We start from the raw sequence: 18,826 nt of genomic DNA on the forward strand, positions 1-18,826 counted from the left end.
CGATGATCAAGAGAATAAGACTTCGGACACTGCTGATAGGGGGATGTATTACCCTCTTTTTTGCTGTATTGATGGGGAGAGTGTTTTGGCTCCAGGTCGTTGAAGCCGATTTCTGGCAGGGACACGCCGAAGAACTCTGGTCCAAAAAGAAAATTCTCCCGGCTACCCGGGGGACGATCACTGACCGGAACGGAGATGTTCTGGCCGTGGATGCACCCGCGTATACGGTGGCCATAAATCCCAAGCTAATTAATGAGCTGGATCTGAAAAATGAAGTAGTGGACGGGTTGAACAGGTTGCTTGGCAAAGACAAGGGAGAACTTGAGCAGTTGGTAACTGCCAAGAAGAAGGACGGCCAATTTTACTCCCAGCGCGAAGTCCGCAATGAAGGCTGGAAGATCGATCAGGAATTACGGGATCAGGTGGAAGCTTTCGCGAAGGAATTGAAGGAGAAGCATAAACTGGACGATGCGGGCATTTACCTGGTCAAAGAACAAAAACGCTATTATCCTAAAAATAGTCTGGCTGCACATGTGCTGGGATATACGGATCGGGAAGGGAATGCGGTTTCCGGGCTTGAAGCCTATTATGACGAGGAGCTTAAAGGACAAAACGGCTCCATTGAATATAAGAGCGACGGCAGAGGGATCGAGATTCCCAAAGCGAGCGAAATCTATAACCCCGTAAAGAATGGCAAGAACATCCAGCTGACGATTGACGATACAATCCAGTATTATATCGAAGAAGCGATGAAGGAAGCTTTCGATGAGTTAAAGCCGATCAGTATGACGGTCATCGCAGCCGATCCGAAGACGATGGACATTTTGGGAATGGCCAATCTGCCCACTTATAATCCGAATGAATACTGGATAGATGTAGATCAGAAAAATTTCTACAATCACGCGATTAAGTCGGTTTATGAGCCGGGCTCGACGTTCAAGATCGTCACCTTGGCCGGAGCCGTCCAGGAAGGACTGTTCAATCCGAATGCCACATATTTATCGGGAAGCATCCGGGTGCCGGGGCAAACGATCCATGACTTGAAGCGCTCCGGTTGGGGTCAAATCAGTTACATTGAAGGGGTTAAGCGTTCAAGTAACGTAGCTTTCGTCAAATTGGGCTATGAGATGCTTGGACCGGATCGTCTTAAGGAATATGTCGATAGCTTCGGCTTCGGGCAAAAGACCGGGATCGAGCTTCCCGGAGAAGCCAAGGGTGTCGTAACTCCGGAGCAACAGGCGGACTTTGCGGCGATGGCCTATGGTCACGGTAAGCTGCTGGTTACTCCGCTGCAGCAGGTAGCTGCGGTCGCGGCCGTGGCAAACGGAGGCAAGCTGCTGGAGCCGCATATCGTGAAGTCGATTACCGATCCGCAAACCGGAGAAACCGTTACGACCCAAGCCAAGGAGATCCGACAAATTCTTACCCCGGATAAGGCGAAGGAAGTCGGCGGCTATCTGGAACAGGTCGTATCCGACCGGAAAATCGGGACTGGGCGTCATGCCTATATCGAAGGTTATCGGGTTGCGGGGAAAACAGGAACAGCGGTAAAACCGGTGAACGGGGTATATGATTATACCAAACAGGTTATATCGTTTATCGGCTATGCCCCGGTGGATGATCCCAAAATCGCCATCCTGGTATTGATCGATGAGCCGAAGGACTCGGAGCTTGGCGGCGGTGCTGCCGCTGCGCCGGTGTTCCAGAAGATCGCCAATCAGACGCTTCAGTATTTGGGCGTGCCTAAAAAGATGGAAAATACGGCGGCTAAAAGCGGGCAAGTAAGCAATAGCGGGCAAAAAACGCCGGATTTAAAAGATCTGTCCCTGCAGGAAGCGAAAAATCTGCTCGGCAGCAAGGGGATTTCTTACGCGACGCTAGGTAGCGGCAAAGAACTGGTGTCCCAGTTTCCTAAGGCGGGGAGTACTCTAAAGGCTGGCCAGCATATGTATCTCCTGACCGAGGAAGGGAAAGCGATGACGATTCCGAATCTCAAAGGAGAGTCGCTTCGTGAAGCGATGGAGCTTCTATCTGCGCTCCAAGTATCGGTGACGGCGGAAGGCGAAGGATATGTCGTTTCGCAAACCGCCTCGGAAGAAGGCGGCCAGCGAAAGGTTCATCTGGTTCTGGAGCCTCCGGTCAAGCAAGCCGGAGATAGCGTCCAAGATGACGCCGCCGATGAGGCGGAGGAATATGAAAATACCGATGAGGCATCCGGCTCTTCTCCATAGCTTGTTCTAACCCCTGTTTGTCCTGAATATTCATGTGATGAGATAACCATGTGTCAGGATGAACAGGGGGGCAATCGATGAGAATATCCAAAGTTATTGTCCGGCGGAGGCTGTTGTTGCTGCTAACGCTGCTTTGTCTGCTATTTGCAGCTCTCGCGGTCCGGCTTGCGTATGTACAAATCGGCAAGGGCGCCGAATTGTCGGCCAAGGCGGAAGACTCATGGCGGCGCAATATTCCTTACTCCGCCAAGCGGGGCGAAATTACGGACCGTAACGGTAGTGTGCTGGCCTACAATATTACGACGCCGACGGTTATGGCGATTCCCGTTCAGGTTAAAAAGCCCGAGACGACGGCCCGGAGTTTGGCGCCTTTGCTCGGTATGAGCGAGGAGTCCGTATTAAAAGCGATCACCAAAAAACAATCCATAGTCAGGCTGCAACCCGGCGGACGCAAAATTACGATGGAAAAGGCGCAGCAAATTCGTGATTTGGCTCTTCCGGGTATTGTCGTTGCCGAGGACAATAAAAGGTATTATCCTTATGGAGGGCTTGCCGCCCATATCCTCGGTTTTACGGGGGGATATAACCAGGGACTCACGGGAGTCGAAAGCAAGTATGAGAGCGAACTGAGCGGCATGAACGGCAGTGTCTCTTATTTGTCGGATGCCGGGGGCAGGCTGATGCCGGGCTCTTCGGAAAAATACGCGGAGCCGAAAGACGGTCTGAACCTTACGCTGACGATCGATAAATCGATTCAAAGCATCATGGAACGAGAATTGGATCAAGCGATGGCCAGGCTTCAAGCCAATTCTGCCCTGTCCATCGCGATGAACCCCAAAACCGGAGAAATTCTCGCGATGGCGGCAAGACCGGGCTATGACCCGGCCGAGTATCAGGAGGTGAAGGCGGAGGTTTATAATCGCAATCTGCCGATCTGGATGACTTACGAGCCGGGTTCAACGTTCAAGATCATCACGCTGGCAGCCGCGTTGGAAGAGAAGAAAGTAAGTCTTCTGCACGAGCGGTTTTTCGATCCAGGGTTCGTTAAGGTAGGGGGCGCAACGCTACGCTGCTGGAAAAGAGGCGGGCACGGCAGCCAGACTTTTCTGCAGGTGGTGGAGAATTCCTGCAACCCCGGGTTTGTGGCGCTGGGCCAACGGCTGGGTAAAGAAACCTTGTTTAAATATATCCGGGAATTTGGTTTCGGCACCAAAACCGGGATCGATCTTGCCGGAGAGGAAAACGGCATCCTGTTTAAACTGTCCCGGGTCGGCCCGGTGGAACTGGCCACGACGTCTTTCGGGCAGGGGGTGTCGGTGACGCCTATCCAGCAGATTACGGCCGTATCGGCCGCGATCAACGGCGGGAAGCTGTATAAGCCTTACGTAGCCAAATCCTGGACCAACCCGGAAACCGGTGAGGTAGTTTACACGAACGAGCCGGAAATGGTCCGGCAGGTCATTTCAGAGAATACGTCCAAACAGGTCCGGGAAGCGCTGGAAAGCGTAGTGGCGAACGGAACGGGGGGCAACGCGTTTATCGACGGCTACCGTGTCGGCGGAAAAACGGGAACCGCGCAAAAAGTAATCAATGGACGTTACTCGCAAAATGAGCATATCGTCTCGTTTATCGGCTTTGCGCCTGCAGACGACCCTCAAATCGTCGTATATACGGCGGTGGATAATCCTCAGGGCATTCAGTTCGGCGGCGTTGTGGCGGCTCCGATCGTCCGCAACATCATGAAGGACGCCTTGGAGTATATGCAAATTCAGCCCCGCAAGGATCAGGTTGCCAAGAAGTATAAATACGGCGAAACTCCGGTCGTTACTGTCCCTGATTTGATCGGGCATACGGCTCAGGAGATTTACGAGGATCTGAATATGAATTTCAACCTTGCCAAATCGGGAGCGGGGAATATCGTGATCAATCAGGCGCCTAAAGCCGGTACGCGAGTGGATAAGGGATCGACGATCCGGATTTATATGGGCAGCGAAGCGGATGCGGAACAAAGTCATAATCATGAAACTAGTGAATAAAATTCCTGAACTTCGCCTTTTTTGGTGATAATATGGATAGTGGCGTTTTGAATATTGACGGAGGGGTAACTTATGCGGCTTAAAGATTTAGCAAATTATATCATAGCGTCGGAAATACGAGGGGACGCAGAAGTCGAGTGCGGCGGCATTTCCATTGATTCACGAAAAATCCAGCCAGGCGATTTGTTTCTTTGCTTGCCGGGCCATACGGTAGACGGGCATGACTATGCCCGGAGGGCTGCCGACCAAGGGGCTGTTGCGCTCGTAGTACAGCGATGGCTGGAGAATGTCGAGCTGCCGCAACTTAAAGTGAAAGACAGCCGGCTTGCGATGGCGGTGCTGGGCAATGTGTTTTTCGGTTCGCCAAGCTCGCAAATGAAAATAATCGGGGTTACGGGTACGAACGGGAAGACGACAACAACCTATCTGATCGAGCGAATTCTTGAAGATCAAGGAAAGAGCACAGGACTGATCGGGACGATTCAACGCAAGTTTGCCGGCCAGACATTTCCGATGTCGGGTACGACGCCGGAATCCCTTGACCTTCAGCGTTATCTTCATGAAATGCAGGAAGCTAAAGCCGAGTATTGCGTTATGGAAGTATCTTCGCATGCCCTGGACCAGGGTCGTGTAAAAGGAACAAGATTCCGTACGGCGATTTTCACGAACCTGACGCAAGACCATCTGGACTACCATCACTCGATGGAGGAGTACCGCGGTGCCAAAGGGCTGTTCTTTTCACGGCTCGGAAACACCTATGATCCTGCTTCCGATCTTCGCAGCTATGCGGTGTTGAATGCCGACGATCCGGCTTCGGTTTATTTTGCCAAGCAGACTGCGGCGGAGACGATTACTTACGGAGTGGAGCATGAGGCGGATGTGCGTGCCTCGAACATTTCGATCACCGCGAGAGGGACCTCCTTCCATGTCGAAACCTTTCGGGGAAGTGCCGACATCATGCTGAGAATGGTCGGGAAATTTAATGTTTACAATGCGCTGGCGGCGATATCCGCAGCATTGTTGGAAGAAATCCCGCTAGCAGCAATCAAAGACAGCCTCGAATCGATCAAAGGCGTGGAGGGGCGCGTTGAGGCCGTAGATGAAGGCCAGGACTTCGCGGTGATTGTCGACTATGCGCATACGCCTGACGGCTTGGAAAATGTATTGAACACGGTAAACGAGTTTGCTAAGGGCCGCGTCATAAGCGTCTTCGGTTGCGGCGGAGACCGGGACCGGACGAAACGCCCGATTATGGGTAAAATCGCCGCCCGCTTATCTAATCACGTGATCGTGACTTCCGATAATCCGCGGACGGAGAATCCGGATCTTATTTTGAAAGATATCGAAGATGGATTGAAAGAGGATCAGGTGCCGGGCGACCGTTATGAGCTCATCGTAGACCGTCGCGAAGCCATTCAAAAGGCTATTGAAATGGCAAGCCCCGAAGATGTAGTATTGATTGCGGGGAAAGGCCATGAAACCTACCAGTTGATCGGAAAAGAAGTGCACGATTTCGACGACCGGATCGTGGCTAAAGAAGCGATAAGGGGTTTAGACAAGTGATAAAACGAAAATTAGCGGAACTTGCCGCCATGTGTGGCGGCTACGTCGCAAACGCCGGCGATTCCGATATCATCATAGAAGGAGTCGTTACCGACTCGCGCAAAATTACGCCGGGATGTTTGTTCATCCCGCTGGCCGGCGAACGGTTTGACGGTCATGACTTTGCCGCCGACTGTCTCCATGCCGGCGCGGCAGCCGTCCTATGGGCTGCGTCCAAAGGGACTCCACCGGGTCCGGGCATCATCGTCGAGGATACGCTGGAAGGTATGCAGGCGATGGCGAAGAGTTATCTTGCAGCTTGCGGCACGAAAGTGGTAGGCATTACGGGCAGCAACGGAAAGACGACGACCAAGGATCTTGTTTTCTCGCTGCTTGCCACGACGTATAAGGTTCACAAGACGCAAGGGAACTTTAACAACCATATCGGTTTACCGCTGACGATTCTGGCTATGCCCGAGGATAGCGACATCGCCGTGCTGGAGATGGGGATGAGCGGGCGGCACGAAATCGAACTGCTGTCACAGCTGGCTGAGCCGGAAACCGCCATCGTCACCAATATCGGTGAGGCGCATCTGCTTCAACTCGGCTCCAGGCACGAAATCGCCCGTGCCAAACTTGAGATTTTGTCGGGCATGAAGCCGGGAGGGCTGTTTGTCTATAATGGGGACGAACCTCTTATCAAGGAGGTATTGGCCGAGCCCGCTACCGCCAAGCCGGACGGCTTGAGAACGATGACCTTCGGCCTTGGCGGCGACAATGACGATTATCCGAGCGGTATCATGTTCATGGAGGACAAAACGGTGTTCACCTCCCGGGCGGGCGGAAGCACGTCTCTAGAATTGCCGCTGCTTGGCGAGCATAATGTGGTCAATGCGTTGGCGGCCCTTGCGGTTGCCCGGCATTACGGAGTATCCGAGGCGAATCTTGCGGAAGGGCTGAGCCGTGTCCAGTTAACGGGAATGCGGATTGAAACGGTTGTCGGAGCCAGCGGGATTACGATTCTGAACGATGCTTACAATTCGAGTCCGATCGCGGTGAAAGCCGCAATTGGCGTTCTTGAGAAAAAACGGGGTTACCGGAAAAAGATTGCCGTGCTTGGGGATATGCTGGAGCTCGGGGCTGCGGAGGAGGATTTTCACCGCGAAGTCGGCAGATTTCTTGCGCCGGAGAAGGTGGATCTATTGTTTACTTACGGCCCGCTTTCCGAGAAAATCGCGGAAGGCGCAGCAGAAAGATTGGAACCAGGCACCATTTTTGCATATCATGATAAAAGTGAGCTTATTAAAATGCTGATTTCCATGCTGCATCCCAAGGATGTACTGCTTGTGAAGGCTTCGCGCGGAATGAAGCTGGAAGAAGTCGTCGACGCAGTCAAAAATAGCAGATTAGAGCAATAATACCGGCGAAAGGGGGGTGATCCCATGGACTTTGGACTTATACTTTTAACGATCGGCGTATCTTTCATTTTAGCGGTGATCTCGGCCCCTTTGCTGATTCCTTTGCTGCGGCGGATGAAATTCGGACAGCAGATTCGCGGCGAGGGGCCGCAGAGCCATCAAAAAAAAGCGGGAACGCCGACAATGGGCGGAATCGTCATTATTTTGGCGTTTACACTGGCTTTCTTAAAATTTTCCGTAATCAACACGGATTTTTATGTATTGCTTGTAGCGACGCTCGGTTTCGGATTAGTCGGATTTCTGGACGACTATATCAAAATCGTGTTTAAGCGATCTCTGGGATTAACGCCCAAACAAAAAATGTTCGGACAACTGTTGTTCGCCGGAATTGTCTGCGCGTTGCTGATTTCGGAAGGACACAGTACGGCCATCGGCATTCCGGGCACGCAGATTTCTTTTGACTGGGGAGCCTGGTTCTATTATCCGTTTATCATCGTGATGATGCTGGCTATCAGCAACGCGGTCAATTTTACCGACGGGCTGGACGGCTTGCTCTCCGGTGTTAGCGCAATTGCGCTGGGAGCTTATGCAGTAATCGCCATGCAGGCCACGTCCCTTCCGGCCGCGGTTTGCGCGGCGGCCATGATCGGCGCGGTGCTGGGCTTTCTCGTGTTTAACGCGCATCCGGCCAAGGTGTTCATGGGCGATACGGGCTCGCTCGGGATCGGCGGGGCTATCGCAGCCATCGCGATCGTCACCAAAAGTGAACTGCTGTTTCTCGTCATCGGCGGAATATTCGTGATTGAAATGTTATCCGTCGTCCTGCAGGTCGTATCGTTTAAAACCCGCGGGAAACGAATCTTTAAAATGAGTCCGATCCACCATCACTTCGAATTGTCGGGTTGGTCGGAATGGCGCGTTGTCGTCACGTTTTGGGCTGTCGGCCTGCTGCTGGCGGGAATTGGACTTTATTTGAACAAGGGGCTGTAGAAATGAAACATCCAGATGAATACCGGGGACGCCAGGTGGTTGTTCTCGGTCTAGCGAAAAGCGGCGTACAAGTTGCAAAAACCCTTTACCGGAGCGGCGCGGTCGTCACGGTCAACGATAGAAAGGCGAGGGAAGACAGTCCCGAAGCATCCGAACTGGAGGCTTTGGGAATTTCTGTTGTATGCGGGGGTCATCCCGACGGCCTGATCCATCCCGGTGTGGAACTGGTCGTCAAAAATCCCGGTATCCCTTATAACGCACCTCCTGTAGCTAAGGCACTGGAGCTGGGCATTGACATTGTAACCGAGGTTGAAGTTGCCTATCATCTGGCAAAAGCGCCGATGATTGGTATTACCGGCTCCAACGGCAAAACGACTACCACGACGTGGATCGGTAAAATGCTTGAAGCGGCAGGGCTGTCGCCGATTGTAGCAGGGAACATAGGCACACCGCTTTGTGCCGCCGCGGAAACGGCTGAAGCGGACGACAGACTGGTTGTCGAGCTCAGCAGTTTCCAGTTAAAAGGGACCCAGGAATTCCGGCCTGCGGTAGCTGTTCTGCTCAATGTAGCCGAGACGCATCTGGACTATCATGGAACGATGGAGGACTATATCTCCTCCAAAGCCAAGCTTTTCACCAATCAAACGGCATCCGACACGGCCGTCATCAATTGGGACGACCCCGTTTGCCGGGAACTGGTGCCTTATATCAAGGCCAAACTTCTCCCGTTCTCCATGACGGAGGAACTGCGTACGCCCGGTGTATACGTTCAGCCCGCTTATATTCCGGATGTGCAGGATGGATTAAGCCGCAGCATCATTTACCGCGATGAAGAAGGCCGGGAGCACGTGATTATCGATACAACTGAAATCGGCCTGCCAGGCCGCTTCAACGTGGAGAACGCGCTGGCGGCGGTGGCAGCTTCTTTGGCAGCCGGAGCTGCGCCGGAGGCGCTGGCAGAGCCCCTTCGCCAATTTCGCGGCGTGGAACACCGTCTTGAGTTTGTGGAGACGAAAGACGGCGTAACCTACTACAATAACTCCAAAGCTACGAACTCCAAAGCTACCGTGATGGCGCTCGGCGCGTTGGATCGACCGATCGTTCTCATTGCCGGCGGGCTCGACCGCGGCTCGGATTATATGGAGCTGCTTCCCGTTTTCAAAGAGAAGGTAAAGGCCGTAGTGGCTATTGGTCAAACGAAAGAGAAAATAGGGCAGGTAGCCACGCTTGCGGGTCTAACCGAGATCGTGCTGGTCGATACTGGTGACAGTGCCGCCGAGACGCTGCGCACCGCGATCAGGAAGGCCGCCGGCCTGGCGAAGCAAGGCGACATTGTTTTGCTTTCTCCGGCCTGCGCGAGTTGGGACATGTTCTCGTCCTATGAAGAGCGTGGACGCATTTTTAAAGAGGCGGTGCATACCCTTTAAGTAGAGGGGTGGAAAAGCCCCTACTTTCTTAACAAGAGGTGGCTTCCGCGATGGGCAAGAGCCGTTCTGCACCGGATTTTTGGTTAATGGCCAGCATTTTCGGCTTGCTGGCAATCGGAATTGTGATGGTTTACAGCGCGGGTTCGGTACTCGCTTTCCATGATTACGGCGATTCGTTTTATTTTGTAAAACGTCAGGTTCTGTTCGCCGTGCTGGGCCTCGTTGCCATGTTTTTCACGATGAATGTGGATTACCGGATCCTGAAAAAATACGCCAAGCTTCTGCTCCTGATCTGCTTCGGCTTGCTCGTCATCGTGCTGATTCCCGGTATTGGCGTTGTTCGCGGCGGTGCCCGCAGTTGGCTCGGCATCAGTTCGTTCGGCATCCAGCCTTCCGAATTTATGAAGCTGGGCATGATCCTGTTTCTTTCCTATTGGCTGAGTAAAGAAGATTACAGAATCACGCATTTTACTAGAGGCCTGCTGCCGCCGCTTGGCGTCATGGGCGCCGCTTTCGGCCTCATTATGCTGCAGCCGGATTTGGGCACGGGTACGGTCATGCTGGGAGCGGCGCTGCTGATCGTTTTCACGGCCGGAGCGAAGATCAAGCATTTGGCGGGACTTGCTGCTGTAGGCGCACTGGGCTTTGTCGGGTTAATCCTGGCTGCACCCTACCGGCTGCAGCGGATCACGGCGTTTCTTGACCCTTGGTCCGATCCGTTGGGGGCGGGCTATCAAATCATTCAATCGCTGTATGCGATCGGTCCGGGCGGCCTGGCCGGATTGGGACTGGGCATGAGCCGGCAAAAATACAGTTATGTGCCGGAGCCGCAAACGGATTTTATTTTCTCGATTCTGGCGGAAGAGCTGGGCTTTATCGGAGGTTTGCTGGTTTTAATGTTGTTCTTGATTCTTGTGTGGCGCGGCATGAGGGTAGCGATGACGGTTGACGACATGTTCGGCAGTTTGCTGGCGGTCGGCATCGTCGGCATGGTCGGCGTTCAAGTCGTCATCAATATCGGCGTTGTCATTGGCCTCATGCCTGTCACGGGCATCACCCTGCCGCTCATCAGTTACGGGGGCTCTTCCCTGACGTTGATGCTGACGGCACTTGGTATTCTACTTAATTTATCCCGTTATGCGAGGTGAGTATATGCGCGTCGTACTGAGCGGCGGCGGCACGGGTGGACACATTTATCCCGCGCTGGCCGTAGCAAGCAGATGTGCCGAGGAATTTCCCGGAGCCGAATTTTTATATGTCGGCGGTCAGAGAGGGCTGGAAAGCTCCCTGGTTCCGAAATCGGGCATTCCTTTTAAAGCGATTGATATTACCGGCTTCCGGCGGAAGCTGTCATTTGAAAATATGAAAACCGTCATGCGGTTCCTGAAAGGCGTGCGGAGCTCCAAGCAAATGCTTCGCGAATTCAAGCCCGACGTGGTGATCGGAACAGGCGGATATGTTTGCGGTCCGGTGGTTTATGCCGCAGCCAAGCTCGGCATTCCAAGCATCATTCACGAACAGAATGCGGTGCCGGGATTGACGAACCGTTTTCTAAGCAAATACGTCTCTACAGTAGCGGTTAGTTTTGAAGGATCGGAGGCCGCTTTTGCCGGAGCAAAAAATATTTTGTATACGGGAAATCCGCGGGCTACCACCGTGTTTGAAGCTGATAAAAATAAAGGCTTTGAATCCCTTGGACTGCCTAAAAGCAGTTCTATTGTGCTTGTAGTGGGAGGGAGCCGCGGAGCGAAAGCGATCAATGAGGCGATGGTCGGAATGGCCCCTTATTTACAGGAGCTGGATCAGCTTTCTTTTGTTTATGTGACCGGGGACAATTACTATACACCGACCCTGGAGGCCATCACAGCCAATCTTGGGGGGATCCCGGAGAATTTGCAGGTGTTGCCTTACGTGCATAATATGCCGGAGGTACTGGCCGCCACATCCTTGATCATTAATCGTGCGGGAGCTTCGTTTTTGGCCGAAATGACCTCACTGGGAATTCCATCAATCCTGATCCCGTCGCCGAATGTGACGAACAACCATCAGGAGAAGAATGCCAGAACGATGGAACAAGCGGGTGCGGCTCAAGTCATTTTGGAACCGGATCTCAGCGGGAATGTTCTTTTCAAGACAGTAAAAGAAATCATGCAAAACAAGACCCGCCATAACTCTATGTCGGAGTCTTCAAAACGGCTCGGCAAACCGGATTCCGCTCATCTGATCGTTCAGGAAATGCGGCGGCTTGCCGGGGCTATACATTCATAATCTGCTGCCAAGCTCCGGGCTGGGCGATTGTCACACTCTCCATATGGAAGGCATAAGATACCCTATAAATCGTGACATTCTTAACTTTATGGGGATCGGGAAGAGGAACGCGTTTCTTCCTTGGTCTTTCGCGGACCCGGGCGCCGGCTTTCAGCCGGGCGGCACAACCGGACTATCCATGCCTTCGCAGGCTGGGTATAGATCCGGCATGTTTATCAGGGAGGGATTTTGCGATGCAGCAGTGGATATCGAAACTAACACACCAAGAAGTCGGAACGGTTATGCCAGACGAGCCGATGTCGAAATATACAACATGGAAAATCGGCGGTCCCGCTGATGCCTTGATCGTTCCCGAGAACAAATTCCAGCTGGCAACCCTCATCCGCCTGCTAAATGAAGAGCAGATTCCATGGATGATGATCGGCAAAGGCTCCAACATGCTCGTCTCAGATAAAGGCGTCCGCGGCGCCGTTATTAAGCTGGGCGACGAATTGGAGAAGATCGAGTTCAACGGAACGGAAATTGAGGCCGGTGGAGGCGCATCCTTCGTAAGATTAAGCATTATGGCCGGGAAACAGGGGTTAACCGGTCTGGAATTTGCCGGCGGAATACCCGGAACAGTAGGGGGAGCCGTGTATATGAATGCCGGCGCTCATGGGTCCGATGTGTCACGCATATTCAAATCCGCTGAAATTGTTCTGGAGACAGGTGAATTGGTAACTTGCAGCGCTGAGGATATGGAGTTTGCATACCGCCATTCCATGTTGCACGAGCGGCGCGGAATTGTGGCCCAGGCTCACTTTTCGCTTGAGGCGGGCGATCGTTTGGAAATTGCGGCAGCCATGGCGGCTTACAAGGACCGGCGGCGCAAAACCCAGCCGCTACAGCAGCCATGCGCAGGGAGTGTATTCCGAAATCCGCCTGGCGATCATGCGGCCAGACTGATAGAAGCCGCAGGATTAAAAGGCCTGAGCGTAGGCGGCGCCGAAGTATCCACATTGCACGCCAACTTCATCGTCAATACCGGGCAAGCGACAGCAGAGGACGTTCTTAGGCTCATGGAGCAAATCAAAGCCACCATCGCTTCCAAATATGAAGTCGCACTGGTGCCGGAGGTCTTCTTCGTGGGTGAACGGTAAACTCGGAGGTGATACATTGGACAAATTGGTGATCGAAGGCGGGAGACCCCTATCAGGATCCATTCGTATCCATGGAGCGAAAAATGCCGCACTGCCGATTATGGCGGCGAGCCTGCTTGCTGAAGGCAAGGTGCAACTTCGAAATGTCCCCCGTCTGCTCGATATTGACGTCATGCTAGGCATTCTGAACCGTTTGGGCTGCACGGCGTCCCATAGAGACGATACGATTATTGTGGATTCGGGAGGGGCGGATTCCAGCCATGTTCCGGAAGATTTGATGAAACAGATGCGTTCTTCCATTTTTCTTATGGGCCCACTTCTGGCCAGGTTTGGCGAAGTTTGCATTTACCAGCCCGGCGGCTGCGCGATTGGAGAACGGAAGATCGATCTGCATCTGAGAGGTTTGCAGGCTCTGGGAGCAGTGATCGAAGAGAACGATCATCAAATCTGGTGCAGGGCGAGGAAACTGAGAGGTAACGATATTCATCTCGATTTCCCTAGCGTAGGGGCCACGGAGAACATTATGATGGCTGCTGCACTGGCTGAGGGAACCACGGTGATCACGAATGCCGCCCGTGAACCTGAAATTCAGGATCTGCAGCACTTTCTGGTCGCCATGGGGGCAAACGTTATCGGAGCGGGAACGGATACGATCACGATTCGGGGAGTCGATTCGCTGGCACCTTGCGACTACGAGATCATACCCGACCGGATCGTGGCGGGTACCGCATTGATAGCCGCTGCCGCAACCCGGGGAACGGTAACGCTGACCCACTGCAATCCTGCGCATTTAACCTCGCTATTCCATGTGCTGCGCCGGGCCGGTGTTCAAATCGGGACGTGCGATGATATAATAACCGTAAGCAGCAGCGGACGTCCGAAGGCCGTCGAGCGGATCGTGACTTCTCCGTATCCTTCTTTTCCTACCGATTTGCAGTCCCAGGTAATGGTGCTGCTGTCGCTGGCCGACGGACTAAGCTTAATGAAAGAAACGGTGTTTGAAGGCAGATTCAAACATGTGGATGAACTGGTACGGATGGGCGCCGATATTTCGGTCGATATGAATTCGGCCTTCATCCGAGGGGTGCCGAGATTATACGGTGCAACTGTGGAAGCTACGGATTTGCGGGCAGGAGCTGCGCTCGTCATCGCCGGATTGGCTGCACAGGGGAAGACGGTTGTTGAGCAAATTCATCATATTGATCGCGGCTACGACCGGATCGAACTGATGTTTCAGCGGCTTGGCGGCGTTATGTACCGGGAAAACCCGGCCCTGAAACAACTGGATTTGGCCTGAGCTTAGTCCCCTCCTAGGAGGGGATACAGGCTTTATTGTAAACCACCGAATTTTCAAAAAACTGACTTTCACTTTATCGGAGAATAATTATGCCAAAAGCAAATGTGCCACTTCTTAAAGAGCCAAAGCCGAAAAAGAAAGGCAGCCGCAAAGTAGCCGGAATTCTTTTTCTTCTGGTGCTGATCTTGCTTTGCGTGTTGTTTTTTCGTTCCTCGTTGAGCAAAATTTCGGTGATTACTTTTGAAGGCAATACGTATCAGTCGGACAAGGAACTGCTGGAGATCAGCGGTTTGAAGACGGGAGCCCCTTTTTTTGGGACAAGCGCCTCCAAAATTAAAAGTAGATTATCCGGCGTGGCGTCGATAGAGGAAGTTACGGTGGACAAGTCCTTTCCCGGAAGCATCGAGATTACCGTACATGAGTTTCCGGTGGTGGCTTACGAGCTAACGGAGGAAGGTCATTTGAACGGACTGCTGGCGAACGGAACGAAAATTCCTTTGAAGAACGGCTCGATGCCGATCGAGAAGCCGATATTGACCGGTTGGTCCGCAGACGACCCCAATTTTGTCAAATTGTGTGCCACGCTGGCTAAAATTCCGGAATCGTTAACGTCGGAGATTTCCGAGATAACGCCTTCGCCTTCGGTTTCCTACCCGGACCGGATCAAAATGTATACGAGATCTCATTTTGAAATCATTTCAGCGATTTCCGTATTGCCCGATAAGGCCGAATATATGAATATGATCATGGACTCACAAGATCCGGGGACGCTGACTTTGCTCGAAGCCGATACTTACGTGCCTTATACGCCAATCGTAGATGAAAACGGCGATGAAAATGATACTACTCATGATTGACAAACAATGATAAAATACATTTTATGGGCTAGTTCCCTTTGTACCTCTTTTTTCTGATTTCAATGCAAAACTTGGAAGCCAAAAAATTTGTAGAAAAAAGAGGGAAAGGTTAAACGGCGTTGAATATGTAAAGAGTGAAATTTACAGCCACATCATATTTTTAATGGGAAATAGGAGGTGCCAGGGGCTTGAGCAACAATGACATCATTGTTAGTTTGGACATCGGTACATCCAAAGTTCGTGCTATTATTGGGGAAATTAGTAATGGAACCTTTAATATTATTGGGGTTGGATCTGCCGACTCGGAAGGAATTCGCAAAGGCGCGATTGTAGATATTGACCAGACCGTTCAATCGATCCGAAGTGCTGTGGATCACGCGGAACGTATGGTGGGTATTCAAATATCGGAAGTGTATGTCGGCATTTCGGGAAATCATATCGGACTCCAAACGAGCCATGGAGTTGTAGCCGTTCAAAATGAAGACCGGGAAATCGGGGAAGACGATATCGATCGGGTACTGAAGGCAGCCGAGGTGATTGCGCTTCCTCCGGAACGGGAAATATTAGACGTCGTCGCCAAGCAATACGTGGTTGACGGATTGGAAGGGATTCAGGATCCCAGAGGGATGATCGGAGTCCGCCTGGAAGTGGAAGCAACCATCGTTACCGGCACCAAAACGGCGATACATAATTTGCTTCGCTGCGTGGAAAAGTCGGGACTGAAGGTGCGCGACCTTGTGCTTCTTTCATTAGGCGCAGGCCAATTGGCCTTATCCAAGGACGAAAAGACTATGGGCTCGGTGCTGGTCGATATTGGCGCCGGTTCCACAACAATCGCGGTATTTGAAAGCGGCACGATTGTAGCTACATCTACGCTTCCGATTGGGGGAGAATTTATAACGAATGATATCGCGTACGGTCTCCGTACGCTGACTGACCAGGCGGAGAAAGTGAAGTTGAAGTATGGCTGCGCATCCATCGAGGATGCGGCGGCAGACGTCACCTTTAAAGTAACCCGCATTGGCAGCAATGTGGACAAAGAATTTACCCAAGAGGATCTCGCGGCAATTGCGGAGCCTCGGGTACAGGAAATTTTCCAACTGATCGGGCAGGAAGTGAAGCGACTTGGTTACAATGAACTGCCTGGGGGTTATATACTTACGGGAGGCACCGTTTCCATGCCGGGATTGCTGAAGATAGCCCAGGAAGAACTGGCAGCATCCGTTCGTGTCGCCGTTCCCGATTATATTGGCGTCCGCGACCCGGGCTTCACCGGAGGCGTAGGCATCCTGTATAAGGTGATCAAGAATATCCGAATCCGGAATGCGGGACCGAAGAAGACGGCGAATCGTCCTAAATCGGCGGGAACGCAGGAAGCTGCTCGGAAGACGGGCGTTATGGAACGCCTTAAGAAATTATTCAGCGAATTTATATAATCAGGGATATTACGATGGACGGGCCATCCATGCATAATGAGGGGGAGATGGAATAGTATGTTGGAATTTGATTTTGAAATGGAGAGCTTGGCTCAAATTAAAGTCATAGGCTGCGGCGGTGGCGGAAGCAATGCCGTAAACCGGATGATTGAAAACGGTGTTCAGGGGGTAGAGTTCATTACGGTGAACACGGATGCCCAGGCACTGCATTTGGCCAAATCCGAACATAAACTGCAAATTGGCGATAAACTGACACGCGGACTCGGTGCCGGTGCTAACCCGGAAGTGGGTAAGAAGGCCGCCGAAGAATCCCGTGATCTGATTGCAAACACACTGAAAGGCGCCGATATGGTGTTCGTGACTGCCGGGATGGGCGGCGGCACGGGAACCGGTGCAGCTCCGGTTATCGCGGAAATCGCTAGGGAATGCGGAGCGCTAACCGTCGGTGTCGTAACGCGTCCGTTCACTTTTGAAGGACGCAAACGTTCTTCGCAAGCAGACCTGGGCATTGAAGCCCTGAAAGAGAAAGTAGATACCTTGATCGTCATTCCAAACGACCGGCTGTTGGAAATCGTCGACAAGAAAACGCCGATGCTGGAAGCGTTCCGTGAAGCGGATAACGTACTACGTCAGGCGGTTCAAGGTATTTCCGACTTGATCGCCGTACCGGGCCTTATCAACCTTGACTTTGCCGACGTGAAGACCATCATGACGGAGCGGGGTTCCGCACTTATGGGAATCGGACATGCCACTGGCGAGAACCGTGCGGCTGAAGCCGCACGTAAAGCTATCATGAGCCCGCTGCTCGAAACCTCGATCGAAGGCGCGCGCGGCGTCATCATGAACATTACCGGCGGCGCAAACCTGTCGTTGTATGAAGTGAATGAAGCCGCCGAAATCGTAATTTCCGCTTCCGATCCGGAAGTAAACATGATTTTCGGTGCCATCATTGACGAGAATATGAAGGAAGATATCAAGGTTACGGTGATTGCGACCGGATTTGAGCATAAGGCTCCTCCAATGATTCCGGGCAGAAAACCTGCGGCCGGAACGTCCGAGCCGCAAGAGAACCGCAATACGTCGTCTTCTACGCTCCGCCCTTTCGGCAACCAACCGAGCGGAGATCAGCTGGATATCCCGACTTTTCTTCGGAACCGTAGAAATAACGAATAATTTTCTTTGATTATCAAAAGTCTTCCCCGAAGACCTTGTCCCTGTTCTGGGGCAAGGTCTTTTTTTTGCATACTCTTGACTCTCCGGTTAGGGGAGCATTTATGCTTAGTTCAGAATCCAATGTGCGCACAGGAGGATTTGAAGTGTATAAAATCGGGGTTTTCTCGAAAATGAACCGGATTACGATTAAAACGCTTCGTCATTACGATGAGTTGGGGCTGTTACATCCCGCCTATGTCGAGGAATTTACCGGCTACAGGTATTACTCGGCCGATCAATTGCCGCGCCTGCATCAGATTTTGGTTTTAAAGGAAATCGGGTTATCGCTTCAGGAAATAAAACAGGCGTTGGAACCTTCGGCGACGAACGAGCAAATGGTAGCACTGCTTGAGAACAAACGCTCCGAAGTGCTTCAGACTTTGATAGCCGAGCAGCAAAAGATGCGGCGGATCCAGCACCATCTAACTATGTTGCAAAAGGAGGATAACTGTATGAATAACGTGATTATCAAAGCATTGCCGGAGGTCATCGTCGCTTCGCTCAGAAGGACGGTGGCGAACTACGAGGCGTTTAACTTACTGTATCCGGAGATGGGGGCTTTTATGACCGCCCAAAAAGTGAAGTGTGCCGAACCAGCCTACTGCTTTACCCTTTTCCATGACGGGGAATACAAGGACCAAGACATCGATGTCGAAATTTGCGAAGCCGTAACCGAATACGGTAAGGACTCCGACCAGATCAAGTTCAAAAAGATCGATGCGGTTGAAACTGCGGCTTGTATTTTGCATAAAGGGTCCTACGAAACTATAGGAATCTCTTACGGAGCGCTGTTTAAGTGGATCGAAGGGAACGGATATGAAGTGGCCGGTTTGCCGAGAGAATCGTACATCGATGGAGTTTGGAACAAAAATGATCCGGGCGAGTGGTTAACGGAAGTGCAAATTCCGGTGACTCCAGGCGGAAAATAGTGCAGATTTACGGAGGCTTCCCCAAAAGGGAGGCCTTTTTATGT

14 protein-coding genes are annotated in these 18,826 nt (G+C 52.2%); all 14 read left to right on the forward strand.

The genetic code is table 11. From position 1 onward, the window contains the following. Nucleotides 1-2: 2 nt before the first annotated feature. Nucleotides 3-2,231, forward strand: coding sequence for a penicillin-binding transpeptidase domain-containing protein (locus tag ACLB09_RS01770; protein ID WP_410768041.1), 2,229 nt, complete (start codon nt 3-5; stop codon nt 2,229-2,231). A 77-nt stretch (nt 2,232-2,308) separates the two neighbouring features. Beyond that, a complete protein-coding gene (locus ACLB09_RS01775) occupies nt 2,309-4,267 on the forward strand; it encodes a stage V sporulation protein D (protein WP_410768042.1) in 1,959 nt (652 codons plus the stop codon). Between the two features lie 72 nt (nt 4,268-4,339). After that, on the forward strand, nt 4,340-5,830 hold the full coding sequence (locus ACLB09_RS01780; RefSeq protein ID WP_410768043.1) for a UDP-N-acetylmuramoyl-L-alanyl-D-glutamate--2,6-diaminopimelate ligase: 1,491 nt from the start codon (nt 4,340-4,342) through the stop codon (nt 5,828-5,830). Next, entirely contained in the window at nt 5,830-7,227 is a 1,398-nt protein-coding gene (locus tag ACLB09_RS01785) for a UDP-N-acetylmuramoyl-tripeptide--D-alanyl-D-alanine ligase (RefSeq protein ID WP_410768972.1), read from the forward strand. Before ACLB09_RS01780 ends, ACLB09_RS01785 begins: the two co-directional genes overlap by 1 nt. A 24-nt stretch (nt 7,228-7,251) precedes the next feature. After that, nucleotides 7,252-8,217, forward strand: coding sequence for a phospho-N-acetylmuramoyl-pentapeptide-transferase (gene mraY / locus ACLB09_RS01790; protein WP_410768044.1), 966 nt, complete (start codon nt 7,252-7,254; stop codon nt 8,215-8,217). A gap of 2 nt (nt 8,218-8,219) precedes the next feature. Next, nucleotides 8,220-9,644 carry a UDP-N-acetylmuramoyl-L-alanine--D-glutamate ligase gene (murD, locus tag ACLB09_RS01795; protein ID WP_410768045.1) on the forward strand — a complete coding sequence of 475 codons (1,425 nt, stop codon included), beginning with the start codon at nt 8,220-8,222 and terminating at the stop codon, nt 9,642-9,644. Nucleotides 9,645-9,694: 50 nt separating this feature from the next. Continuing rightward, entirely contained in the window at nt 9,695-10,792 is a 1,098-nt protein-coding gene (gene spoVE / locus ACLB09_RS01800) for a stage V sporulation protein E (RefSeq protein WP_410768046.1), read from the forward strand. A gap of 4 nt (nt 10,793-10,796) precedes the next feature. Continuing rightward, nucleotides 10,797-11,912 (forward strand): undecaprenyldiphospho-muramoylpentapeptide beta-N-acetylglucosaminyltransferase, encoded by a 1,116-nt coding sequence (murG, locus tag ACLB09_RS01805; RefSeq protein ID WP_410768047.1) that lies wholly within the window; start codon nt 10,797-10,799, stop codon nt 11,910-11,912. Between the two features lie 233 nt (nt 11,913-12,145). Further along, a complete protein-coding gene (murB, locus tag ACLB09_RS01810; RefSeq protein WP_410768048.1) occupies nt 12,146-13,051 on the forward strand; it encodes a UDP-N-acetylmuramate dehydrogenase in 906 nt (301 codons plus the stop codon). 16 nt (nt 13,052-13,067) lie between these two features. After that, on the forward strand, nt 13,068-14,348 hold the full coding sequence (gene murA, locus ACLB09_RS01815) for a UDP-N-acetylglucosamine 1-carboxyvinyltransferase (RefSeq protein WP_410768049.1): 1,281 nt from the start codon (nt 13,068-13,070) through the stop codon (nt 14,346-14,348). Between the two features lie 89 nt (nt 14,349-14,437). Continuing rightward, complete coding sequence (locus ACLB09_RS01820) at nt 14,438-15,205, forward strand: cell division protein FtsQ/DivIB (RefSeq protein ID WP_410768050.1); 768 nt, start codon at nt 14,438-14,440, stop codon at nt 15,203-15,205. Nucleotides 15,206-15,393: 188 nt separating this feature from the next. Then, nucleotides 15,394-16,641, forward strand: coding sequence for a cell division protein FtsA (gene ftsA, locus ACLB09_RS01825; protein WP_410768051.1), 1,248 nt, complete (start codon nt 15,394-15,396; stop codon nt 16,639-16,641). A gap of 57 nt (nt 16,642-16,698) precedes the next feature. Continuing rightward, nucleotides 16,699-17,814: a cell division protein FtsZ gene (gene ftsZ, locus ACLB09_RS01830; protein ID WP_410768052.1), complete on the forward strand. Its 1,116-nt coding sequence runs from the start codon at nt 16,699-16,701 to the stop codon at nt 17,812-17,814. Nucleotides 17,815-17,957: 143 nt separating this feature from the next. Next, nucleotides 17,958-18,782 carry a MerR family transcriptional regulator gene (locus tag ACLB09_RS01835; RefSeq protein WP_410768053.1) on the forward strand — a complete coding sequence of 275 codons (825 nt, stop codon included), beginning with the start codon at nt 17,958-17,960 and terminating at the stop codon, nt 18,780-18,782. The last annotated feature ends 44 nt before the right edge of the window (nt 18,783-18,826 follow it).

It is taken from the genome of Fontibacillus forbon (assembly GCF_046559655.1).
In the GTDB taxonomy this organism is placed as follows: Bacteria; Bacillota; Bacilli; order Paenibacillales; family Paenibacillaceae; genus Fontibacillus.